Source organism: Ilumatobacter sp. (assembly GCF_046290335.1).
Taxonomy (GTDB): domain Bacteria; phylum Actinomycetota; class Acidimicrobiia; order Acidimicrobiales; family Ilumatobacteraceae; genus Ilumatobacter_A.
The window spans coordinates 68,602-90,104 of record NZ_JBKAGH010000004.1; the positions used below are offsets into that span (position 1 = coordinate 68,602).

The 21,503-nt window shown below is 67.6% G+C and carries 21 protein-coding genes, 2 tRNA genes and 2 pseudogenes; 12 read left to right on the forward strand and 13 right to left on the reverse strand.

Features of this window, described 5'->3' with window-relative positions:
- Positions 1-134: 134 nt before the first annotated feature.
- The 4 genes from ACE37B_RS16370 to ACE37B_RS16385 all read left to right on the forward strand — a co-directional run bounded on the left by ACE37B_RS16370 (position 135) and on the right by ACE37B_RS16385 (position 3,625).
- Entirely contained in the window at positions 135-1,499 is a 1,365-nt protein-coding gene (locus tag ACE37B_RS16370; RefSeq protein ID WP_409924406.1) for an MFS transporter, read from the forward strand.
- A gap of 166 nt (positions 1,500-1,665) precedes the next feature.
- Positions 1,666-2,259 (forward strand): TMEM165/GDT1 family protein, encoded by a 594-nt coding sequence (locus tag ACE37B_RS16375; RefSeq protein ID WP_409924407.1) that lies wholly within the window; start codon positions 1,666-1,668, stop codon positions 2,257-2,259.
- Positions 2,260-2,801: 542 nt separating this feature from the next.
- Positions 2,802-2,945: a hypothetical protein gene (locus ACE37B_RS16380; RefSeq protein ID WP_409924408.1), complete on the forward strand. Its 144-nt coding sequence runs from the start codon at positions 2,802-2,804 to the stop codon at positions 2,943-2,945.
- Positions 2,942-3,625 (forward strand): SDR family oxidoreductase, encoded by a 684-nt coding sequence (locus tag ACE37B_RS16385; protein ID WP_409924409.1) that lies wholly within the window; start codon positions 2,942-2,944, stop codon positions 3,623-3,625. The genes ACE37B_RS16380 and ACE37B_RS16385 overlap by 4 nt, the downstream gene beginning before the upstream one ends.
- Before the next feature lie 273 nt (positions 3,626-3,898).
- Here ACE37B_RS16385 and ACE37B_RS16390 read toward each other — a convergent pair whose 3' ends face one another.
- The 6 genes and pseudogenes from ACE37B_RS16390 to ACE37B_RS16415 all read right to left on the reverse strand — a co-directional run bounded on the left by ACE37B_RS16390 (position 3,899) and on the right by ACE37B_RS16415 (position 6,873).
- A complete protein-coding gene (locus ACE37B_RS16390) occupies positions 3,899-4,831 on the reverse strand; it encodes an SCO6745 family protein (protein WP_409924410.1) in 933 nt (310 codons plus the stop codon).
- 5 nt (positions 4,832-4,836) lie between these two features.
- On the reverse strand, positions 4,837-5,337 hold the full coding sequence (locus tag ACE37B_RS16395) for an enoyl-CoA hydratase/isomerase family protein (RefSeq protein WP_409924411.1): 501 nt from the start codon (positions 5,335-5,337) through the stop codon (positions 4,837-4,839).
- Positions 5,244-5,642 (reverse strand): annotated as a pseudogene (locus tag ACE37B_RS16400) (enoyl-CoA hydratase/isomerase family protein); the annotation flags it as partial. The pseudogene ACE37B_RS16400 and the gene ACE37B_RS16395, both read right to left, overlap by 94 nt.
- A gap of 4 nt (positions 5,643-5,646) precedes the next feature.
- A complete protein-coding gene (locus ACE37B_RS16405) occupies positions 5,647-6,357 on the reverse strand; it encodes a protein-disulfide reductase DsbD domain-containing protein (RefSeq protein WP_409924691.1) in 711 nt (236 codons plus the stop codon).
- A pseudogene (locus tag ACE37B_RS16410) lies at positions 6,343-6,597 on the reverse strand (redoxin domain-containing protein); the annotation flags it as partial. The gene ACE37B_RS16405 and the pseudogene ACE37B_RS16410, both read right to left, overlap by 15 nt.
- Before the next feature lie 12 nt (positions 6,598-6,609).
- Positions 6,610-6,873 carry a hypothetical protein gene (locus ACE37B_RS16415; protein WP_409924412.1) on the reverse strand — a complete coding sequence of 88 codons (264 nt, stop codon included), beginning with the start codon at positions 6,871-6,873 and terminating at the stop codon, positions 6,610-6,612.
- A gap of 77 nt (positions 6,874-6,950) precedes the next feature.
- Here ACE37B_RS16415 and ACE37B_RS16420 point away from each other — a divergent pair, with 77 nt between their 5' ends.
- Together ACE37B_RS16420 and ACE37B_RS16425 are read left to right on the forward strand one after the other, a co-directional pair.
- Positions 6,951-7,523 (forward strand): DinB family protein, encoded by a 573-nt coding sequence (locus tag ACE37B_RS16420; protein ID WP_409924413.1) that lies wholly within the window; start codon positions 6,951-6,953, stop codon positions 7,521-7,523.
- A 48-nt stretch (positions 7,524-7,571) separates the two neighbouring features.
- Positions 7,572-8,159: a TetR/AcrR family transcriptional regulator gene (locus ACE37B_RS16425; RefSeq protein ID WP_409924414.1), complete on the forward strand. Its 588-nt coding sequence runs from the start codon at positions 7,572-7,574 to the stop codon at positions 8,157-8,159.
- A 564-nt stretch (positions 8,160-8,723) separates the two neighbouring features.
- Here ACE37B_RS16425 and ACE37B_RS16430 read toward each other — a convergent pair.
- A tRNA-Glu gene (locus ACE37B_RS16430) sits at positions 8,724-8,799 on the reverse strand.
- 166 nt (positions 8,800-8,965) lie between these two features.
- On the opposite strand from ACE37B_RS16430, the gene ACE37B_RS16435 reads away from it, so the two are divergent.
- Positions 8,966-9,040, forward strand: a tRNA-Gln gene (locus ACE37B_RS16435).
- 67 nt (positions 9,041-9,107) lie between these two features.
- Here ACE37B_RS16435 and ACE37B_RS16440 read toward each other — a convergent pair.
- Both ACE37B_RS16440 and gltX read right to left on the reverse strand, forming a co-directional pair.
- On the reverse strand, positions 9,108-9,821 hold the full coding sequence (locus tag ACE37B_RS16440; protein WP_409924415.1) for a YdcF family protein: 714 nt from the start codon (positions 9,819-9,821) through the stop codon (positions 9,108-9,110).
- A gap of 21 nt (positions 9,822-9,842) precedes the next feature.
- Positions 9,843-11,261 (reverse strand): glutamate--tRNA ligase, encoded by a 1,419-nt coding sequence (gene gltX, locus ACE37B_RS16445; protein ID WP_409924416.1) that lies wholly within the window; start codon positions 11,259-11,261, stop codon positions 9,843-9,845.
- A gap of 132 nt (positions 11,262-11,393) precedes the next feature.
- Between gltX and ACE37B_RS16450 the strand changes: the two genes are divergently transcribed.
- Genes ACE37B_RS16450 through ACE37B_RS16460 form a run of 3 tightly spaced genes read left to right on the forward strand, consistent with a single transcriptional unit; the run spans position 11,394 to position 15,696 of the window.
- Positions 11,394-14,030 (forward strand): zinc-dependent metalloprotease family protein, encoded by a 2,637-nt coding sequence (locus ACE37B_RS16450; RefSeq protein WP_409924417.1) that lies wholly within the window; start codon positions 11,394-11,396, stop codon positions 14,028-14,030.
- Between the two features lie 43 nt (positions 14,031-14,073).
- Positions 14,074-15,306: a cytochrome P450 gene (locus tag ACE37B_RS16455; protein ID WP_409924418.1), complete on the forward strand. Its 1,233-nt coding sequence runs from the start codon at positions 14,074-14,076 to the stop codon at positions 15,304-15,306.
- A 24-nt stretch (positions 15,307-15,330) separates the two neighbouring features.
- A complete protein-coding gene (locus tag ACE37B_RS16460; protein WP_409924419.1) occupies positions 15,331-15,696 on the forward strand; it encodes a DUF2237 family protein in 366 nt (121 codons plus the stop codon).
- 47 nt (positions 15,697-15,743) lie between these two features.
- Here the strand turns inward: ACE37B_RS16460 and ACE37B_RS16465 are convergent, their stop codons facing one another.
- Entirely contained in the window at positions 15,744-16,529 is a 786-nt protein-coding gene (locus ACE37B_RS16465) for a ThuA domain-containing protein (RefSeq protein WP_409924420.1), read from the reverse strand.
- Positions 16,530-16,552: 23 nt separating this feature from the next.
- Complete coding sequence (locus ACE37B_RS16470; RefSeq protein WP_409924421.1) at positions 16,553-17,839, reverse strand: acyl-CoA dehydrogenase family protein; 1,287 nt, start codon at positions 17,837-17,839, stop codon at positions 16,553-16,555.
- Positions 17,840-17,874: 35 nt separating this feature from the next.
- On the opposite strand from ACE37B_RS16470, the gene ACE37B_RS16475 reads away from it, so the two are divergent.
- Positions 17,875-18,444 carry a hypothetical protein gene (locus tag ACE37B_RS16475; RefSeq protein WP_409924422.1) on the forward strand — a complete coding sequence of 190 codons (570 nt, stop codon included), beginning with the start codon at positions 17,875-17,877 and terminating at the stop codon, positions 18,442-18,444.
- A 113-nt stretch (positions 18,445-18,557) separates the two neighbouring features.
- Complete coding sequence (locus ACE37B_RS16480; protein WP_409924423.1) at positions 18,558-18,848, forward strand: hypothetical protein; 291 nt, start codon at positions 18,558-18,560, stop codon at positions 18,846-18,848.
- Between the two features lie 80 nt (positions 18,849-18,928).
- Here ACE37B_RS16480 and ACE37B_RS16485 read toward each other — a convergent pair whose 3' ends face one another.
- Positions 18,929-20,089: an acyl-CoA dehydrogenase family protein gene (locus ACE37B_RS16485; RefSeq protein WP_409924424.1), complete on the reverse strand. Its 1,161-nt coding sequence runs from the start codon at positions 20,087-20,089 to the stop codon at positions 18,929-18,931.
- A gap of 52 nt (positions 20,090-20,141) precedes the next feature.
- Positions 20,142-21,473, reverse strand: a complete 1,332-nt coding sequence (locus tag ACE37B_RS16490; protein WP_409924425.1) for an amidohydrolase family protein — start codon at positions 21,471-21,473, stop codon at positions 20,142-20,144.
- Positions 21,474-21,503 lie beyond the last annotated feature (30 nt).

A 21,503-nucleotide genomic window follows, 5' to 3' on the forward strand; every position in this document is an offset into this window, starting at 1 on the left:
AGTTCTCCGCGGGCCGTTAGGGCACAAAGTCCCGCGGACGTGTCACTGTGACGGCAGGCGCATCACCGTCGGCTTCGCAACCGCCACCCGTGTTCGCGGGGCGACGCTCACTGCAGATCGGACTGGTCGCAGTGGTGACGCTCGTCGCATTCGAGGCGCTCGCCGTCACGACGATCCTGCCGGAAATCGAAGCTGACCTCGGCGGTATCGCCTGGTACGGCTGGGTGACCACGGCGTTCTTCCTCGGCACGATGATCGGCATCGTCTTCGCCGGCGAGCAAGCCGATCGGCGTGGCGCCGGGCCGCCCTACCTTCTCGGCCTCGTGCTGTTCGCGATCGGCCTCGTGATCGCCGGGCTGGCGCCGAGCATGCCGGTCCTCGTGGTCGGGCGCTTCGTCCAGGGATTCGGCGCCGGTGTCGTGCCGGCCATCGGCTACGTGGCGATCGGGCGGGCGTTCTCCGTCGAGGAACGGCCGAGGATGTTCGCGATCTTGTCGACGGCATGGGTCGTTCCCGGCCTCATCGGACCCGTGCTCGCCGAACGGATCACCGCCGCGGTCGGGTGGCGCTGGGTGTTTCTCGCCTTGTTGCCGCTGGTCATCGGCGCCGGAGCGTTGGTGTTGCCCGCGATGATGCGTCTCGGACCGGTCGACCGGACCGAGCACCCGGACGAGCAGGGCGCGTTCGCGACCCCCTTCCTCCGGCTCCGTCTGGTCGAAGCCATCCGGGTGGCGGTCGGCGCCGCGATCGTCGTCGGCGCGCTCACCGCCGATCTGTGGCTCCTGCTCCCGGGCGCCATCGCTGGCGCGATCGTCGGCCTTCGCCCGCTGTCACGCCTCACCCCACCGGGGACGTTGCGGGGCGCAGCCGGCCTGCCCGCCGCGATCGCGTCCCGCGGCGTGCTGACGTTTGCGTTCTTCGGCCTCGACGCCTTCATCCCGTTCGCGCTGACCAACGGCCGTGACCGCTCGACGCTCGCCGGCAGTGTGGCGGTCACCGTCGTCACGGTGAGTTGGACGGTGGCGACGTGGATTCAAGACCGTTGGATCGTGCGACTCGGTGAGGCGCTGTTCATCCGCGTCGGTTTCGGCGTGCTGGCGTCGGGCATCGTGACCGCCGCCGCCGGGGCGCTCCCGGGTCTCGTGCCGTTCTGGTTCATCCATCTCGGTGGAGGGCTCGCCGGGTTCGGCATGGGGCTCGCGTATGCGGCGCACTCGCAATTGGCCCTGCGCTCCGCCGAGGAACACAGCGTGGGGGCGACCACCGCGTCACTGCAGTTGTTCGACAACCTCGGCATCGCGCTCGGCACCGGCGTGGTCGGGGCGATCGTCACGTTCGGCGACGGGGCCGGGTGGCGCAGCGGCGACGCAACCGCGACGGCCTGGGTGCTGTCTGCCACGGTCGCCCTCGGCGGGGTGCTGCTCGCATCGCGACTCCCGCAGAAGTTGGTGAGGCCCCGCGCAGCTGCCGCTAGCCTGGGGGGCGACGAAGGGGAGTAGCCCGATTCTCCACCGGTCGACACACTGGCCCCGATACCCGGGCCCGGTCGGTGGGCCCATGTGATCGTGGGTGGGCGAGACCTTCGGCCATCGACGTCTGTCGCGGCCGAGGTCTTCTCCGGTCACGGCGGTCGCCGCACGACCAGCCGAATCGACCAGGAGCCACATGCCGATCACCGACGTACTGCGAGCATTCGCCACCGTCTTCCCCGCCGAGTTGCCCGACAAGACGATGATCGCCACGGTCGTGCTCGTCGCCAGATTTCGTCGCCCGTTGTGGGTGTGGGTCGGAGCGGTGGCGGCGTTCACGATCCACGTGACGATCGCCGTCGCCGCCGGGAGTGCGATCGGCCTGCTGCCCGATGCGGTGGTCGGCACCGTCGTCGCCGTCATGTTCGCCGCCGGGGCGGTCGTGCTGTTCCGCTCCGCGCGGGCGGGACGTGATCGCATCGACGACGCCGCCGCGCCGGTGACAGCCCCGTCGGCGCGCGCCGCGGTGCTGGGAAGCTTCGGGCTCGTCGTGCTCGCCGAGTGGGGCGACCTGACCCAACTCGCGACGGCCGGCCTCGCGGCACGATCCGACGAGCCGGTCGCCGTGTGGATCGGGGCCTTGGCCGCTCTCGCCAGCGTGGCCGCGCTGGCAGCGACGTTCGGCCGTCAGATCGTCGCCCGCGTGCCCGTGCATCGGATCAACTACGTGGCCTCCGGCGTCTTCGCCTCGCTTGCGCTCTGGACCGTCGTCGAACTCGTCACCGCCTGAGCGTGCGGAGTGCGTGGCGGATGACGCCCACGACGGCATCCGCCACGCACACTCGTCCGACATCTACGGATGTCGAGATCTGGAGCGGAACCGAGGCCGACCGCGAGCGAGTCGGAAACGACGCGACCGCTCGAAGTCGGCACGGATCTGTGCATGGCGCGCACGGATCTCGGCGCGCAGCATCTCGGGTTGCAGTCCATGGAACATCGTTCGATGTCCTTTCTGCCCCGTGTCGGGGCGTGGATGGGAGCGCGCGACGACGCAGATCGCGGTGCAGACGCGGGCCACGAGGGCCTACGAATCCACGAACGAGAGCGCCGCCGGCGCAAGGAGATCCCGCGTCGTCAGAGGGCGAGCGGGCACACGGCGCGAGGCGCCGGGCCGGAAATCTTCACGTTGGTGTCGAACATCGACATGGGCACCTCCTTTCGTGTGGAGCGAGACACTGCCCCATCGCAGGGGCGTCGATCAAGTGGGTTTCGCGGGTTCGACATCGGAGCGGATCGGTTTGGCCATCCGGTGCGGACGGGTACGCCGTCGTCATGACTTCGACGACGAACATCGATCTGGCTCTGCACGACCCGAGCACCGTCGGCATCAGTCCCGGCGGCGACGGCGGGGAGCGTCCACAGCAGCGCTCCAGTGCGTCCGGCAGCGTCACGGACGCCACGACCGCGGAGTCGTGAGCGTGTCGCAACTCGTCAGCATCGTCGGCGGACACGGCCAGATCGCGCGCCTCCTCACACGCAAGCTCGTCGATCGCGGTCACGACGTCCGCGGACTCGTGCGTTCGAAGGATCAGTTCAGCGACCTGCGAAACGACGGGTCCCAACCAGTGCTGTGCGATCTCGAAGATGTCGATGACGACGCACTCGACGACGCGTTCACGGGCACCGATGTCGTCGTGTTCGCGGCGGGGGCGGGACCGGGCAGCGGACCCGACCGCAAGCAGACACTCGATCGTGACGGGGCCATCGCATCGGTCGAATCGGCCGTCAGAGTCGGAGCGAGGCGCTTCGTCATCGTCAGTTCGATGGGAGCCGACGATCCGCCCGACGACCCATCCGACGAAAGCGACGATTTCAGCGTCTACCTGCGGGCGAAACACGACGCCGACGAGGCCGTTCGCTCCGCTTCCGAACGGAGCGAACTCGTCCACACGATCGTTCGGCCCGGTGCGCTGACCGACGACGAGCCAACTGGGTCGGTGCAACTGGCGGAGCACACCGGTCGCGGCGAAATCCCTCGCGGCGACGTCGCCGAGGTCCTCGCCGAACTCATCGACTCCGAGCGCGGCGCCGACGTCACCGTCGAGGTCGTGTCCGGCCGGACCTCGATCCCCGACGCCGCACGCGCCCTGGCCTGATCCCGCTCAGGATCCACGATGTCAGCTCGGCACTTCGTCGATCGAGCGTGGATGGAACAGGAGGGTCTGATGGCCTCCACGATCGGACGGCGGTCGTCGACGTTGTCATCGTGCTCTCGGTATTGCCAGACCGAAGACATCCTCGACAAGAACCCAGCGCTGAACACGCGGCGTCCGAAGGTTCACGATGAATCACGGACCCTCGGGTCGGACCGCAACGAACTCGGAGCGCTGCTTGTTCAAGCCGGTTTCGGCGATCCGCGTGACGGCGGGTCAGCGATGTCGCTCGGTCGCTCGTTGACGAGCAGCGGGCATCCAGCGGGGCCCGGCCGTGGCGTCGATGCGGGCGAGGAGGGCGTCGTGGTGTGCCTCGACGGCGACGCAGAGGGCGCGGGTCGTTGTGTCTCCCACAGCCTGCCACGCTGGAGTGGTCAGCTCGTCGGTTCGCCGCTCCAGGTCGACTCGGAACCGGCGCCCGGCGGCGTTCACCGCGGCATCGGTGGCCAGACCCTTGGCCTCCAGACGATCCCACCCTCGGCGAATCGCTGCGTCGTCGTTGCCGCGGCTGCGGGCGATCCATTCCTCGCTGCCGTACTCGTCGACGTCGACCATCACCGAATGGAGCAGGCCGACCTCGACGTCGTCGTGGTCGGCGGCGGCGCACAGCGCCCAGTGGTTGTCGCCCCGCAGCTCGCGCAGGCAGTTGACCGCCAACCATGCCGACAGTGCGCGCTCGTCGCGGGGTGGCCGAGGTCTGGCCCGGAAGGCGGCGAACATCGGCCGGCCACCGTGGTGAACCGAGTCGACCCCGCGCCACAGATCATCGGCGAGTGGCGCGATCTGATCCAGGAGTCCTGGGGCGATCGACCCGAGGCCCGATACCACCGACTCGTCGCGCACTGCGCAGATGGCGTCGACGTCGGTGACGTCGCTGTAGAGGCCCATCACGAACTCGATCACCGCGGCGTTGACCGAGTAGGTGGCGGCCGCTGCCGCGGCCGGAGAGACGTTGCCGAGCGGGGCTATCCGCCACGAGAGCAACCAGCCTGCGCCGTTCGGCACCCCCAGTGCCTCGAAGCGGCCGATCGCGTCCGGGTCCCACATCAGCCAGCCGACCAGGTCGTGGCCGGCGCTACCGGCACGCCCAGTGAGCGAAATCCAGTCGATCGTGCCGTCGGGGGCAGCGTCGTCGATAGTTGTGTCCATGCTCGTCACCGCCCCTGGAAGGCAGGGTCACGCTTGTCCCGGAACGCTGTGCGAGCCTCTCGCGCATCGTCGCTCGCGAAGGCCCGCTTGATGGTCTGGAGCTCGTAGCGAAGATGGGCCTCGAGATCGGGATGCGCCGTCGCCGCCCGCATCACGCGTTTGGTCGAGCGTGACGTGATCGGTGAGATCTGGGCGAGTTGATGCAGATACGCGTGGAACCGCTGCTCGAACTGGTCATCGTCGACCACCTCGCCGACGAGCCCGAGCTGTGCCGCCTCCTCTCCCGTGACGGTTCGGTTCTCGAGGAGGAATCGAATGGCCTGCTCGTAGCCGATGAGCTGGGCGAGCGTCCACGACATGCCGCCGTCGGGAGAGCCGCCGATGCGGGGTAGCCGGCCACGAGCCGGGCGCCGCGCGCCGCGAGTCGGATGTCGGCAGCGAGGGCGAGTGCGAGTCCGGCACCCACCGCGGCCCCGTTGATGCCGGCGACGATCGGCTTGTCGCATCGCTCGCGCAGGTCGCGGCAGAACCGTCCCACCCAGTGCAGATCGTCGAGGAGCAGGTCCTGGTCCGAGAGACCCGACGGGTGTGGGCCATCGCCGGCGACGCCGGTCAGATCGAGCCCGGCGCAGAACGCTCGACCCGTCCCGGTCAACCCGATGACCCAGGTGTCGTCGTCGTGCGCGGCCTCGTCGATCGCCGCAATGATCCCCCACGCCAGTTCGTCGTTCAGGGCGTTCATCCGGTCGGCGCGGTCGAGCCGGATGATGCGGACCCGATCGTGGGTGGTGATGTCGAGGAGGTCGGTCATGTCGTCAGCTCTCCGGTGTGGGTGATTCGTCGGGGTGCGCGTCGCCAGCCATCTCGGCGAGGACCTGGGCGAGCGCCTTGTCGGTTCGGCGGCCGACCATCCTGGTCAGGTGCGCCGGGATGTCCATGCCGTTCGGCTGTGTGAGCTCGCTGCCCGGGCCGTCGTATCGGGCGGCGGGGATGTCGATGGTGAAGCGCTCCCGGCGCGGAAGGTGGCACACGTCGTCGTCGCACGATTGCCACGTCACCGTGCCGGTCACGCGCTGCACGAGGGCGCCGTCGTCGAGCCGCGTCAGCGACCGCCCGAGGTGCGTGAGCGGAACTCGCACGAGCACGTCGCCCTCGAAGACCTGGAGCGTCTCACCGGTGCCGGTGAGGGTGTGTGGCGTGGTCGGGGGAAGGATCGCTGGCTTGACGACGAGCCCGACGTCGGACGCGATCTCGACCGAGGTGGCGACCATCCCCGCAGGAACGGGCTCTCCGTACAGATGCTGTCCGTCGGGGACGACGAACCGCACGACCAGGTCGTGCATCACGCCGGCTCGCAGCACCTCGCCGTCGAAGGTCACGTCGAACGCCACCTGACCGGGCGGTGCGTCGACCGGCGGAAGGGTGATCGTCTCGCCGAGCGCGGCGTGGAGCAGTTGTTCCGCCGATGGTCGCAGCAAGAGGCTCGACTCGAAGAACTTCGCGGTGATGGTGCCGCCGGCGTCCATGACGTACGTGCCGGGGAACGGAATGCCGTACCACGGATGGTCGTCGGGGTCGATCAAGGTGTTGAGGATCCCGAACCGCTCGATGACCTCACTGTCCGGGTCGGACAGCAACGGGAACGTGATCGCGTGGGCGCGGGCGTAGTCGGCCAGCGCATCGGCCTCGTCGTAGCTGAGCGCGTAGAGAGCGATGCCGGCGTCGGCGAATGCGTGTGCGTGCTGTTGCAGCTCGACCAGCTGCGTGCGGCACGGCGGTCACCACACGGCGGACCGGTAGAAGACGAACACCGCCGCCCGATCGCCACGGTGCGGGTGGAGGTCGATCATCTCGCCGGCGGGCGAGGTGGCGACAACGTCGGGGAAACGCACGCCGACATCGGGTCCGGTCGGGAACTCCCCGGTCGGGTCCTGCCGCGGTCCGTGCCCTGGCTTCGCCGGGCCGAGCCCACCCAACTCGTCCTCCCACAGGCCGGACTCGTGGCGGCGTGCAAAGGGCGTGGCGTTCTGGTCGGCGCTCATCCGAGCACCGTACCATATTTGTATCCAGTTGTATACAAATATGATAGTGTCGATGACATGACCGAGACGATGACACCATGAGTGGCGAACTGATCCTCGACTCGCTTCGGCGACGGATGCGAGCCATGCACTCGCTGTACGAGGACGCGACGGCGACGATGGACCTCGATCAGGTCAACCACGTCGAGCGCGACGCCGTCCTGCCGATCGCGTTCTCGCTGTTCCACTACGTGAACATGGAAGACGTCACCTACGCGGTGATCTCGGGCGGCGGTTCGCCGATCTGGGACGACGACTGGGCGTCCCGGGTGAAGCTCTCCATCGACGACCACGGCAAGGAGCACACACCCGAGGAGATGGTCGAGCAGCGCATCGGTGACTACGCCGAATTCGTCGCCTACATGGACGCCGTGTGGTCGCGCACCGAAGCCTTCCTTGCCGATCTCGAGGCCGACCGGCTCGACACGGTGATCGTCCCGCGTCCGTTTCCTCCGGTCATCGCCGACACCTACTCCGCCCGCGTCGCCGGCGACGTGGGGATCACGCTGCTGGACGCAATGGAGTGCTGGTGGTACCAGCACGGGTTGCGTCACATGGGCGAGATCGAACACGCCCGAGCGCTCGTGGGCCTCAACGGCATGACGAGCTGAGACCTCCCCGAAGTCGGCAGCGTCCCCCGCAGTACCCTGGTCCACACGATGGTCGAACGGGCTCCCTACCGCAAGCGCGATGAGGTACGCGAGGACATCCTCCGAGCAACCGAGGATCTGCTCGCCACCCGAGCACCTTCCGAGGTCACGCTCCGGCAGATCGCCCGTCACGGCGGTTTCCAGCACTCACTCATCACCCGCCACTTCGGCTCCAAGGACGAACTCGTCGCCGAAGTCCTGCAACGAACGATGCAGCAGTACGCCGACGCGGTGCGCGACACCGACGACCCGGTCGACGGCTTCATGCGCGGCCTCGAGCACGTCGCGAGCCACCCGGCGAGCTTCCAGACGATGGCGCGTGCCCTCATGGACGGCAGCCACCCCGCGTCCAGCGAGGGCCCGTTCAACGCGTTCAGCGTCCATCGCGGCCGGCTCGAACGCACCACGATCGGCGGCGACCTCGGCAACATCGACCTCGACGTCCTCACCGTCGCCCTCATGGCTCTCACCACCGGATGGGCGTTCACCGAAGACCGATGGCTCCGCACCGCCGGCTACACCGACAACGACCGCGCCCGGGTCCGCAACCAGCTCTCCGAACTCATCCGACGCCTCGTCGACGATCCCCACCGTTGACGCACCGCGGAGGCGAACCCATCCTTCATCCGACTCGGCAACGGTGCGGTCGGCGATGCGGGCGTGGACGAGGGAAGCGTGCGGGGCCAGCGATGAGCTACGACGTGCGGTCGGCCGGCAGCAAGGCATCGAGCCGGTCGAGGAGCGCGGTCGGGTGATCAGATCGACCCGGAGATCGAACGTTCACCAAGGGCTGAACCGAACACATCGAGCCGTGCCACGCCGAACCGTCGGCAGAGCGCGTCGACCTCGCGGCGATGTCGGACGATGCGGTTCGACGCCGTCGGCCTCCTCATGCTCCGATTCTCTGACCTTCGTATGCCAGCGCCGACTGGGCTTCGCGCTTCCCACCCCGCACCGTCTTGGTGGAGTACCGCTTCTTGCCGGTGACCGGATCGCGACCCGTGTACACCCTCAGCTCCCACGACGCCCTCGTTGCCTCATGAAGCCCTTCATCCGATTCCTCCTCGGTGAGAGATTGGCAACGGATTGGCAACGGATTGGCAACGAGTCCAGAAAACCAGGAGAGCCACCCCCGAGGGTGGCTCTGACCTGGTTTTTTCTTGGCAGCCCGTACGGGATTCGAACCCGTGCCGCCACCTTGAGAGGGTGGTGTCCTAGGCCTCTAGACGAACGGGCCAAGCTGCTGCAGCGGCTGACGCCGATGCGGACCTTGACGATAGCGCCCGTCGAATCGCTTCCCACGCGCCCGCGACGAGGTTGCGGACCTGGCACGTGTCGAGGTTGCGCGTCGTGTGCGTCGGAGCGACGCCGGATTGGCGATATCGTGCTCGTCGCTCACACTTTGGGGTGTGGTGTAATTGGCAACACGACAGTTTCTGGTTCTGTTATTAGGGGTTCGATTCCCTTCACCCCAGCCACTCGAACGGCCGTCCTCCGGGGCGGCCGTTCGTCGTTGTCCGGGCTGGCGCGTCCGACAACACGAAATCAGTCGACGAGGTCGGCCAAGCGCTCGAAACCGATGATGCGCCCGACGGCGACACCGGCCGCCTCCTGCACGTGACGTCGCAACGAATCACTGCCGCGCACGACCGACGTGTCGGTCGACGACACGCGCACGTCGAGTCCGAGTTCTTCGGCCGTTTCACGACTCCGCAATGCGTGGTAGGGGTCGGTCACGATCAACACGCGGTCGAGGCCGCGTCCGCGCAGCATCTCCGCGACCGAACGCAGCGATTCGAACGACGACGACCCCTGGTCTTCTCGCAAGATGACGTCGTCGGGCACGCCGCGATCGCTGAGATACGCCGCAGACGCGTCGGCTTCGGTGAAGCGATCACCCGGGATGTTGCCGCCCGTGACGACGACCAGCGGAGCGAGGCCTTGCGGCCAGAGTTCGACGACGTGGTCGAGCCGCGCGGCGAGCTGAGGAGACGGTCGGCCGTCGTACTGTGCCGCACCCATCACGACGATGGCGTCGACCTGATCGAGCTCATCGGCCCGACCGACCGACCACACCTGGACGAGTGACACGACGAAGTAGACCACACCGAGCAGCACGGCGAGACCAGCGCCGAGCAGGACACGCCGCCAGCGCGAGCCCACGGATCGGTCGCGATCGGCGTCGACGGTCGCTGCGTCGCCGGTGGGGCTGGTGGCGCTCGGTGACGAGACCTCATGGGGCGGCGACGTCGATGACATCACCTGACAGTCTGTCGCAGCTCAGTCGCCGAGTCGCGTCAACGCGACACGCAATCGACGCAACGTCTCGTCACGGCCGAGCACCTCGAGCGACTCGAACAGAGGCGGCCCGACCGAACGGCCGGTCACGGCCACGCGAACCGGCGCCTGCGCCTTGCCGAGCTTCACCTCGTGGCGTTCCATCACGGCTTCGATCGCCGCCTTCAACGTGTCCGCGTTCCACGACGACGCGTCGTGTTCGGCATACGCATCGGTCACCTCGGCGAGCAGCGCCGGTGCCCAGTCCGGCTGCATCGCCTTGTCCCACGACGCGTCATCGACGACGGGGTCGCTGCCGTCGGGGAGGAAGAGGAAGTCGACGAGCGCGGGAGCGTCGCGCAGCGTCTCGAGTCGCTCCATGATGTGCGGGGCGATCTCGCGGAACCGGGCCCGATCCCACTCGGCGGGAAGCTCGCTGTCGACCGCTGCGACAAACGCGTCGACACCCATGTTCTTGATGTACTGCTTGTTGAAAGCAATCAGCTTCTTCACGTCGAAGAACGCCGGAGATGGTGTGACGTCGTCGAGACGGAACGCTGCCTCCATCTCCGACCACGGGAAGATCTCGCTACCGGCCTCTTCCGACCCGGGCATCGTCCAGCCGAGCGTCATCAGGTAGTTCACCATCGCATCGGGAAGGATGCCGTCGGCTCGGTACTGCTCGAGCGCCACCTTGTCGCGCCGCTTCGACAGCTTCTTGCGCTGCTCGTTGACCAGCACCGGCACGTGCGCCCAGCGCGGTGGCTCGTGACCGAGCGCCGACCACAACATCTGCTGCTTGGGCGTGTTCGGCAGGTGCTCCTCGCCGCGCACGACGTCGGTGATCGCCATCTCGATGTCGTCGACGACGTTGGCGAGGACGAACACCGGCGAGCCGTTGCCGCGGAGCAGCACGAAGTCCTCGATCGTCGAGTTGTCGAAGGTGACCGTACCTCGCACCGCGTCCTCGACGACGGTCTCGCCGTCGGGCACCCGGAAGCGCAACACCCGGCCCGGCCCGGGCTCGAGGCCTCGGTCGCGCGAGTACCCGTCGTAGCCGGTGATGCCGAGTTCGCGTGCGCGATCTTGCACCTCCTCGCCGGTCAGATCGCAGTAGTAGGCGTGGCCGGCGTCGGCGAGCCGCTGCGCTGCCGCGACATGAGCGTCGGCGTTGGCGCTCTGGAATTTGGGGCCTTCGAAGTGGGGGTCGTCGGATGAGATGCCGATCCACGCCAATGCGTCGATGATCCCCTGCGTCCACTCCGGGTTGTTGCGGGCTTCGTCGGTGTCTTCGATCCGCAGCACGAACGTGCCACCGAGGCGTCGGGCGAGCGCCCAGTTGTGCAGCGCCGAACGCGCTCCTCCGACGTGGAACATCCCAGTGGGTGATGGGGCGAAACGGAAACGAGGGCCGGAGGTCATGCCACGGCGACGCTATCTCGACGTGACAGCGACGCCGAACGAGCGTCTGGGCGATCAGCACGGCGATGAAGAGTTCGTCAAGCTTCGTGACGCGCTCGGCACAGAGCGTGGCCGGTCGGACTGGTCTGGTACATGGCAGTTCGAGCGCTTCGCAGCGGTGGCACGGCGGTCTTCGTCGTGACGCTGGCGACGATCGGGTTCGCTGCCACCCAGACACCTGACCTCGCGGCAACCGATGTCCCGCTCCTCGACCCGGAGTACCTCGAACTTCTCGAACCACATGGCGACGACCACCGCGACGATCTCTTCGACAGCCTCGACGACGACCCGACCTTCGGTCTGATCGACGGTGCGATCCTCGTCGAGGAACCGGTCCCCATCGGACCGCCAGCACCGGCTGCGGATGATCCCTTCGTGTTGCCACCCGACATCGGAGATGGCATCGAGATCGCCGAGGCGGGATCGTCCGTGACCGAAGCGCAGGCGCTCAGCCTCAACTCTCGCCCCGGCGCGGATCGAGTCATCTTTCTCGATGTGAACGGCCACTCCGTCACCGACACGGCGTGGAACGGGTCGAATGCGCGTTTCGACGTCGGGCCGTACTCCCGGGAGCGACCGGGTTTCGAGGTCGACAGCTTCACCCAACGCGAACTCGATGCGATCGTCGAGATCTGGGCGAGAGTCGCCGAGGACTTCGCACCGTGGCACGTCAACGTCACCACCCAGGATCCCGGCGAAGCCGCGCTGACGCGCAGCAACAGCAGCGATCAGCAGTACGGAACCCGCATCGTCATCACCCACGACTCGGCCTGGTACGGGAATGCGGGTGGAGTCGCCTACGTCGGCGGCTTCGGCAACCCCTACTACTCCCCTGCGTTCGTCTTCTCGAACCGGCTCCAGGAACAGGATCCAGCGACCAACCAGATCGTCGGAGGACGTCCGAAGTCCGTCGCAGAGGCTGCGTCACACGAAGCCGGCCACACGCTGGGTCTGTCACACGACGGTGTACAGGGCGGATCGTCGTACTACTCCGGCCACGGCGACTGGGCTCCGATCATGGGGTCGGGCTACAGCCGGCCGGTGACGCAGTGGTCGAGCGGCGAATACCCCGGCGCCAACAACACCCAAGACGACCTGGCGATCATCGACAACTTCCTCCCTGGCCGTGACAGCAACTCGACGGTCGGCGGCTCGACGGTCGGCGAGGCTGCACCGATTCCGCTCGACGTCGACTCGACGACGGTCGGAACCATCGGCACCGGAGGCGGCGTGTCCGACTACACGCTGACGGTCACGGGCACGAACGCGTCGATCCTCGTCGAACCCGACGCACCAACCACCAACCTGCTCGCCCGCCTGACCGTGCGTCGCGCGGGCAGCACCGCTGCGGCCGACACGATCACGGTGACCCCCACGGCCCCGACCGGCTGGACATTGCGCATCGACGACCTCGATCCCGGCGAGTACGACGTCGAGATCCGCAGCATCGGCTGGCAGACGCCCTCCACCGGCTTCAGCTCCTACGCATCGATCGGCTCGTACCGGGTGTCGGTGGCGGCGCTGGGCGGGCCGACGGTCGATCCCGGCGGCACCGGTGACTCGCCGCCGCCGACGACGACACCGGGCACGACCACCCCGCCGACCGAGCCGCCCGGGCCGCCCGAGCCGCCCGAGCCGCCGATCACCCCCGCGGGCGGGATGCTCTACCTCGATCCGATCCGACCGACCCGACTCCTCGACACTCGTGAGACCGGGGCCGCCCACGCTCGCCTCACCGCTGGCGCGACGATTCGCCTCGCCGTCGCCGGCACGAACGGCATTCCCACGAATGCTCGAGCAGCCGTCGTCAACGTCGCAGCGATCGGCCCGGCGAGCAATGGTTTCCTCAGTCTCACCCCCTGCAGCACGACCGCCGACGACACGCCGACCTCCTCGCTCAACTTTGCTCAGGGCGGCAACACTTCCAATTCGACGATCGCCACGCTCGACGACGACGGGGCCCTGTGCGTGTTCACCTCGACGGCGACCGACCTCGCCGTCGACATGACGGGCGTGATCTCAGAGAGCGGCGCCATCGGCCTGAGCGACCTCGACGTGCGACGTGTCGCCGACTCTCGGAGCGGGCTCGGGCTCGATGGCGCTCTGCGACCCGGCGTCACCCAGACGATCGACCTGCGCGGCATCGTCGATGCGGACGCGACCGCCGTCGCCGTCAACGTCACTGCGATCAAGCCGCTGTCCAACGGATTCCTCCGGATCGACGCCTGCACGAACGGCGACACGAACACTGCGTCGCTCACGTTCGCAGCTGGCCAGACACGTGGCAACAACGGCATCTTCGAACTCGGATCCGGGCAGGAACTGTGCGTGACGAGTTCGACCGCGAGTGACGTCACCATCGACATCACCGGCACCTTCGCCCCGGGCGGACGCCGCTACGTCCCGGCGACACCGACACGCCTGCTCGACACTCGCGAGACCGGGTCGCTCTCGGCCCGTGGCGTCACGACGGTGGCGGTTCCACGGCCGACCGGGCTCGAGCGTCCCGCTGCGGCCAGCCTCAATCTCGCGTCGATCGGACACCCCGGACCCGGGTTCGTGACCGCCTGGCAGTGCGGACCGATGCCGGAGGCCTCCGCGCTCAACCCGGTGCCGGGAACGGTGACCGCCAACGGTGCGATCGTTGCACTCGACGACGGCGATCAGGCCTGCCTGTTCAGCTCCGCGGGAGGCCATCTCGTCGCCGACCTCACCGGCTGGTGGACCTGACGAGTCGTGCCGACGAGCTGCCGATGCACTACAACGGGCGTCGGTGATCACCCATCTGCTCGACCCTCTGGCCATCAGCGACCCGTACGAGGTGTACCGCGGGTTGCGCGAGCACGCGCCGATCACCTGGCTTCCCGAGCATCACGCGTGGTTCGTGGCGACCCACGCAGACGTCGACGCGGCCTTCCGCGACACGCGACTGTCGTCTGATCGACTCTCACCGCTCGAGGCTCGGTTGTCGCCGACGAACCAGGCACTCCTCGGCAACACGTTCGACTTGCTGCGCGGCTGGATGGTGTTCCACGATCCGCCCGGACACGAGCGCCTGCGCGGGCCCGTCCGTCGAGCGTTCACCCCCAAGGCAGTCGAACGGCTTCGAGATCCGGTGATCGAGATCGTCGACGAGCACCTCGATGAACTCGAGGCACGGCTGCTCGACGGCGACACCGTCGATCTCATCGAAGAGTTCGCATTCCCGGTGCCCGCCATCGTCATCGCCGAACTCCTCGGCGTGCCGAGCGAGGACCGCGACGAATTCAAGACGTGGAGCGATCAGCTCGCCGGGATCGTGTTCGGTGCATCGAACCGTCCCGACCAGGCAGCGACCGCGGCGGCTGGAAGCGCTCGGTTCGCGGCGTATTTCACCGACCTGATCGAGCGATACCGCCGAGACCCCGGCGACAATCTCGTATCCGCGCTGATCGAAGCCGCCGCCGTCGCCGATCCACCGTTGGAAGCGACAGAGCTCGTCGGGGCCTGCACCTTGCTGCTGTTCGGCGGCCATGAGACCACGACGAACCTGATCGGCAACAGCGTGCACACGCTGCTCACGCACCCTGGGGCCCACGCGACGTTCCTCGAAGATCGCGATGGGCGCAGTCGAGCGCTCGAAGAACTCCATCGGTTCGACGGCAGTTCGAAGGTGATGGTTCGCAGCTCGGCTGTCGACCACGAACGAGGCGGCGTCGAGATCTCTGCTGGCGACACCGTGTTTCTCGGCATCGGTGCCGCCAACCGCGATCCGGCGGTGTTCGAGCGTCCCGACGATCTCGTCCTCGCACGACCCAACGCACATCGCCATCTCGGCTATGGCTATGGCCTTCACTTCTGCCTCGGCGCACCGCTCGCCCGGCTCGAGACCGACGTTGCGATCGGACGACTCGTCGACCGGCTCCCGGGGCTGCGACTCGCCGTCGACGAGTCGGCCTTGTCGTGGGGTGCCACGATCCTCGGTCGGGGTCTGACGACGCTGCCGGTCACGGTTTCACCACGCTGACGCCGGGTCGGCCAAGATGGGTCGATGCAGCAGATCAACGTCCTCGGCACCGAACTGATGCCATGCTCCTACGACCCGATGACGGGCTACTACCGAACGGGATGCTGCGAGAATCACGGTGACGACCCCGGAATGCACACGGTGTGTTGCCGGGTGACGGAGGACTTCCTCGAGTTCTCCGCGTCGCGCGGCAACGATCTGTCCACGCCGATGCCGCAGTACGGGTTCGCCGGTCTCAACCCCGGCGATCAGTGGTGCGTGTGCGCGATGCGGTGGAAAGAAGCCTTCGACGCTGGCCGAGCGTGCGACGTGGTGCTCGAATCCACGCACGTCTCGACGTTGGAGTACGTCGACCTCGCCGAACTGCAGCAACACGCTGTGTCGAGCTGAACCTGCCGACACCGTATCGGTTTGTGTCAGACACAAACCGATACGCCTCAGGCTGCGGCGGCCCAGGCGACGGCGTTGGCGAGGATCTGGCGGAACGTCGGGTCGGCGTAGGTGACCGGTCCGTCGCCGAACTGGAGGTAGGCCAGTCGCCCGCCGTCGACGTCGCGGGTCCAGGCCACGAGGTCGCTGCCGTCGGGATGCGACCAGCCTCGGTCGCTGTTGCGTTCGCCTCGGATCGCGAGATCGGCCGAGAAGAACGTCGACGCGTTGATCGGATACGTGGTGCGCATCAGCGGGGTCACCGACTCCTCGAACACCGGGAATCGGTACAGCTCGTCGGTGAGCTCGAACGACGCGGGAAGGCCAGCGCAGATCGGATGGTCGGTATCGAGCACCTCCACGGTGTGGCGCACGTCGAACACGTACCCCGAGTCGGGATACTCGACGCCGCGCAGCGTCCCCGGCTGATAGTGGAATCGTCCGCCGACGAGTTCCGCGAACTCCTCCGATGCCGGCCAACTCGCGACGGCGTGATGCAGGAACACCATGCCGACGCGCTCGCATCCGTCACCCGCGAGCAGTCGACGCAGACCGTCGAGGTAGCCCGACGGTGGATCGATCCGCTCCAGCGGGTCCGACGGATCCCTCGTGAACCGGAGCCCGGGCATGTCGTAGAAGATCACGACGTCCGCGTCGACGCGCCCCGGCACGATCCGCTCGAGTGCCTCGGGTTGCGCCATGTGTTCGACTGGGAAGGGCATCGAGGCCCACACCTCGTTCCAAGGTGCCGGCTCGAACGGGTGACCGCCGGTGACGACGAGCGTTCGTGTCATGGTCGTCGTTGCGTCGTTCTCGCTCAGATGGGTAGGTTGCCCGTCGCCCGGCGGGTCGAGCCCTCGTCGGTGTAGGCGGCGATCGTGCGCTGTGCGATCCGCATCTGGTGCACTTCGTCGGCGCCGTCGGCGAACCGAGCCCAGCGAGCATGTTGATACATGTGCGCGAGCGGCGTGTCGGTCGAGTATCCGAGCGCTCCGTGCACTTGGATCGACCGGTCGATCACCCGGTTGAGCATGTTCGCGACGAAGTGCTTCGCCATCGACACCTCGCCTTTGAAGTCTTCTTGCTTGTCGATCTTGCTGGCGGCGTGCAACACCATCAGCTTGGCCTGGTACAGCTCCATCGACGAGTCGGCGATCATCCACTGGATGCCCTGCTTCTCGGCCAGCAGGGAGCCGTGCGAGTACCGGTTGAGCGACCGGTCGACCATCATGTCGAGCGCCGTCTCGGCCTGCGCGATCCAGCGCATGCAGTGCGCGAGACGCGCCGGACCGAGCCGGTACTGGCCGAGGAGATGGCCTTGCCCGCGGCCTCCGAGCATCTGATCGTTGTGGACCCGCAGGTCTTCGATGACGATCTCGGAGTGGCCGGTGCCGCCGTGCATCGTCTCGACCTCGCGCACGTCGTTCCAACCCTCACTCGGCAGGTCGATGATGAACGCCGAGTTCGCCGCCTGCGGGATGTCGGGGTTGTCCTCGGTGCGACACACGAGGATCGCGAAGTTGGCACGGCGAGCGTTGGAGATGAACCACTTGTGGCCGTTGATGACCCACTCGTCGCCGTCTTGGTACGCGCGGGTCTGAATGAGCGTCGGGTCGGAACCGGCGACTTCCGGCTCGGTCATCGCGAAGCACGACCACGCGGTGCCGTCACACAGCGGCTTGAGGTACTTCTGCTTCTGCTCGTCGGTCGCCCAGTGGAGCAGTGTGTGCATGTTGCCTTCGTCGGGGGCCTGGCAGTTGAACACCCACGGCCCGTAGTGCGACTTGGCGGCTTCGGCCTGCACCATCGCCAGCTCGACGTGCCCGAGCCCCATGCCGCCCCACTCCTCGGGCATGTGCGGCAGCCAGATACCCGCCTGGTACGCGAGCTTGCGGAGCGCGATGAGTTCCTCGATCCGTTCGCGACCGCTGAGCGGTTCGGTGCCGCCGGTTCCGTCGATCCGCGCCTCGACCGGCTTGATCACGTCGTCGACAAAGGATCGGATCCGCAACCGGATCTCTTCGAGTTCGGGTGTCAGCGAGAAGTCGATGGCCATTCCCCACTTTCCCAGATCGACCCGCTCGGCGACGAACGAGCGGATCACGATCGGTTCACGTCGGCGGAGTAACTTGCGGCGACATGGGAGAACGTCAGGCGGGTGAGGTCATCTGGCAGCGAACGATCGATCGAGCCGCGATCGCCGGGCGCCGAAGGAAGTTCTACCTCTGGTACTGCGTTCCGGTCCTCGTCCTCGCCGTGATCGTCGGCGTCGTCACCGAGCCGTTCGGCGCGCTGGGCGTACTGATCTTCTTCGGCCTGTTCGGCGTACTGCTCGGTGGCTGGGTGTTCATCGACGGGTTCAGCCGCTCGTCGAACCCGGTTCTGACCCGCGACGGCGACGTGCTGCGGCACAACAAACGCACCGCCGTACCGATCGGGCAGGTCACCAAGTGGACGACGTTCCCGCGTGCCGCGAACTTCAGCTTCTACAACGGCTCGTTCGTGCAGACGACGCACAACGAGAGTCTCTATGTCGCAGCGTTTCTCGTCGAAGCTCGCCAGCTCGACGGCACGACCCACCTCGACACGAAGGAACTGGTCTGGAGCCTGCTCACCGACGACGACACCGCGACGCTGCGCGCCGCGATCGAACGCGAGCTCCCCAACCGCTGGGTCCCGGTCGACGAGTTCCGCACGCGTTCAGCGTGATCGAATCCCGGGCCGGGTGATCGGCGCAAAGGCGGTCACCGAACCGGACTACAGGTTTTGACCCGACTCGAAGGGGTACGTCTTCGAACGTCCACCCACGACCGTCCTGGAGGATGATCACCTTGTTGACCCTTTCCGAAAATGCTGCCACATTGCTGAGCGAGTCGCGCTCGCAGCAAGGAATACCCGACGATGCCGTGCTGCGGGTCGCGCCGGCAGCTGGCGACGATGCCGGCATCTCGCTCGGATTCGTCGAGCGGCCGCTCAGCGGCGACCACACCGCGACGGCCTACGGACTGCCGCTGTGTGTCGATCCCGAGGTGTCCGAAGCGCTCGATGCCGCCCAGATCGACGTCCAGACCACCGACGGATCACCCTCGTTGGTGATCGTTCCCGCCCCGTAGCCCGCCCCAACACCTGGGGTCTGACCCCAGGTGATCAACACCTGGGGTCAGACCCCAGGTGTTGATCCCGGGCGTCGCGGTCAGTAGCTGCGAGGGAGGCCGAGGACCTTCTGCGCGATGAAGTTGCAGGTCATCTCCTGGCTCACCGGGGCGAGTCGCTGGAGCCGAGCCTCTCGCCAATACCGCTCGACGTGATACTCCTCCGCGTAGCCGAGCCCACCGTGCGTCTGCAACGCCTGGTCGGCTGCGCGATAGCTCGCCTCCGCAGCGAGATACTTCGCCGTGTTCGCGTGTTCGGCGCAGTCGAGACCGTGGTCGTAGCGCCACGCCGCGAGCAGCATCATCGTCTTGGCCGCTTCGAGTTCCATGTGCGCCTGGGCGAGCGGATGGGCGATCGCCTGATTGGCTCCGATCGGACGACCGAACACCTCCCGTTCCTTCGCGTACGCGACGGCGCGCCGGATGGCGACCTCCCCGAGGCCACACGCCATGCCGGCGAGCAGGATCCGTTCGGGGTTGAGGCCGTGCAGGATGTGATGAAAACCTCGCCCCCGCTCCCCGACCAGCCGCCAGCCTTCCACCGGCAGTTCGTCGTAGGCCACCTCGCACGATGCGACCGCGTTGCGCCCCAGCTTCGGGATCGGTGCGATGTCGACGTGGCGCTCGTCGAGATCGACCAGGAACAGCGAGAGTCCGTCGAAGCTGCCCGGTTCGCCGTCGGTCCGGGCGAGCAGCAGGCAGACCTCCGACTCGAGTGCCTTCGTGGTCCAGATCTTTCGGCCGGTCACGACGAATCCGCCGCTGCCGTCGTCGACCGCCCGGGTGGCGATCCGGCTGGTGTCGGTCCCTGCGTCGGGTTCGGTCACGCCGAACGCGACGTGGAGGTCGCCGGTCGCTGCCCGCGGGAGGAACTCGGCCTTGAGCCGATCGCTGCCGAACTTCACCACCGGATTGAGGCCGAACATCGTCAGGTGCACGGCCGACGACCCGTTCATGCCGGCGCCCGACGCGGCGATGCGGTTGAGGACGAGCGCCGCTTCGGTGATCCCCTGCCCACCGCCGCCGAATTCGGTCGGGATGGCGATGCCGATCCATCCACCCGCCGCCATCTGCTCGTAGAACTCCCACGGGAAGCGGTGCTCGCGATCACATGCCGACCAGTAGGCGTCGGCGAACTGGGAGCACACGGCGTCGACGGCGTCGACGATCGCCTCGTGATCGGGATCGGGCGCGAAGTCCATCCCCCGACCGTACGCGCCGGCCGCCGTGGATCGCATTCCCCGGCGCGACGTGTCAGCCGGCGACTCGGCGGCCGGCCACCCAGACGTCGGTGATGTCGGCGGGCGACGCGAGTCGGACGATCTTCTCGAAGACCCGCTCGTCGGTGTCGATCTCATCCCACACCCGCAACGCCGAACCGGGCCGTTGCGTCGAGACCGCGACCGCGTCGAACGAACGACCAACTTCGAGCACGCCACACGGGATCCCCAACAGCTCCGCGCCGCCTGCCGTCGCCATCCAGAACGCCTCGACGATCGAGATCCGCGACCCCGCGACTCCACGCTCGTCGGGACGGAGGCGCGCGTCGACTCCCTCGTCGAGCAACCGCGACATCGTGACAGCGTCGGCGCACTGGCTGAGCAGCCCAGGCTGTGCGCCTCCGGCCACATCGGTGCCGAGGCCGAGTCGCAGGCCGGCGTCGAGCGCTCGGCGGGCGGGGAACACGGCGTTGGCGAAGTACGCGTTCGACAGCGGACAGTGCGCGACGCCGGCGCCCCGAGCGATGAGCGTCGCGAGGTCCTGATCGCCGAGATGGTCGCCGTGAGCGAGCACCGTGTGGTCGGCGAGCAGACCGAAACGGTCGAGCGCCTCGGTGTCGGAGCAGCCGAAGCGCTCGAACGCGTAGCCGTGCTCCCAGTCACTCTCGGAGCAGTGCGTCTGAACACGAACCCCCGTCGCAGCCGCGAGTTCACCGAGGCCGCGCAGCAACTCGTCGGTGCAGGCCGGCGCGAATCGCGGGGTGATGATCGGGGCGACGAGTGGCGAACCCAACGCGTCGATGGCATCGATCGACGCCTGCGATGCCGCCACGCCCGCCGCCGCCGACGCGTCCCGATACCACCCGGGCGTCCCGTCCGGGTGATCCATTCCGACGCGACCGACGAAGGCGCGTTGTCCGGCAGCTGCGCACGCGGCTGCCAGCATCGTGGTCGTCTCGACGTCGATCGTCGCGTAGTACACCGCGGTCGTCGTGCCGTGCGCGAGCAACGTCGACACCATCGCGGGCCAGACCACCGACGCGAACTCCGGGTCGGTGAGACGCGCCTCCAGCGGGAACGTGTTGTCGAACAGCCAGCGTTCCAGCGGCAAGTCGAGCCCGGTGCCGAGCTGCGGCCATTGCGGCGCGTGAAGGTGGGTGTCGATCAACCCCGGAATCAGCACCGCGCCGCTCTCGAGCGTCACCGTCGGGATCCCCGGCGGCGTGGTGTCCGACAGCAGTTCCGACGCGGGATCGATCGAGGCGATGATGCCCGCGTCGTCGACCGTGATCACGATGTCGCGACGCACCTCGAGCGTCGACGGATCGGGCGTCTGCATCACCGTCGCACGGATCGAGAACGTCATGCGCCGACCGTAGGGCATCGGCGCGACCGC

Bases quoted from the DNA above. Each gene is read 5' to 3' on its own strand.
- ACE37B_RS16395 (WP_409924411.1), bottom strand. From the start codon at position 5,337: ATGCGACAAGCCGATCGTCGCCGGCATCAACGGGGCCGCGGTGGGTGC.
- ACE37B_RS16390 (WP_409924410.1), bottom strand. From the start codon at position 4,831: ATGGACACAACTATCGACGACGCTGCCCCCGACGGCACGATCGACTGG.
- ACE37B_RS16485 (WP_409924424.1), bottom strand. From the start codon at position 20,089: ATGGACTTCGCGCCCGATCCCGATCACGAGGCGATCGTCGACGCCGTC.
- gltX (WP_409924416.1), bottom strand. From the start codon at position 11,261: ATGACCTCCGGCCCTCGTTTCCGTTTCGCCCCATCACCCACTGGGATG.
- ACE37B_RS16420 (WP_409924413.1), top strand. From the start codon at position 6,951: ATGAGTGGCGAACTGATCCTCGACTCGCTTCGGCGACGGATGCGAGCC.
- ACE37B_RS16460 (WP_409924419.1), top strand. From the start codon at position 15,331: ATGCAGCAGATCAACGTCCTCGGCACCGAACTGATGCCATGCTCCTAC.
- ACE37B_RS16465 (WP_409924420.1), bottom strand. From the start codon at position 16,529: ATGACACGAACGCTCGTCGTCACCGGCGGTCACCCGTTCGAGCCGGCA.
- ACE37B_RS16415 (WP_409924412.1), bottom strand. From the start codon at position 6,873: ATGAGCGCCGACCAGAACGCCACGCCCTTTGCACGCCGCCACGAGTCC.
- ACE37B_RS16475 (WP_409924422.1), top strand. From the start codon at position 17,875: ATGGGAGAACGTCAGGCGGGTGAGGTCATCTGGCAGCGAACGATCGAT.
- ACE37B_RS16380 (WP_409924408.1), top strand. From the start codon at position 2,802: ATGACTTCGACGACGAACATCGATCTGGCTCTGCACGACCCGAGCACC.
- ACE37B_RS16425 (WP_409924414.1), top strand. From the start codon at position 7,572: ATGGTCGAACGGGCTCCCTACCGCAAGCGCGATGAGGTACGCGAGGAC.
- ACE37B_RS16490 (WP_409924425.1), bottom strand. From the start codon at position 21,473: ATGACGTTCTCGATCCGTGCGACGGTGATGCAGACGCCCGATCCGTCG.
- ACE37B_RS16375 (WP_409924407.1), top strand. From the start codon at position 1,666: ATGCCGATCACCGACGTACTGCGAGCATTCGCCACCGTCTTCCCCGCC.
- ACE37B_RS16480 (WP_409924423.1), top strand. From the start codon at position 18,558: ATGATCACCTTGTTGACCCTTTCCGAAAATGCTGCCACATTGCTGAGC.
- ACE37B_RS16440 (WP_409924415.1), bottom strand. From the start codon at position 9,821: ATGTCATCGACGTCGCCGCCCCATGAGGTCTCGTCACCGAGCGCCACC.
- ACE37B_RS16450 (WP_409924417.1), top strand. From the start codon at position 11,394: ATGGCAGTTCGAGCGCTTCGCAGCGGTGGCACGGCGGTCTTCGTCGTG.
- ACE37B_RS16405 (WP_409924691.1), bottom strand. From the start codon at position 6,357: ATGGACGCCGGCGGCACCATCACCGCGAAGTTCTTCGAGTCGAGCCTC.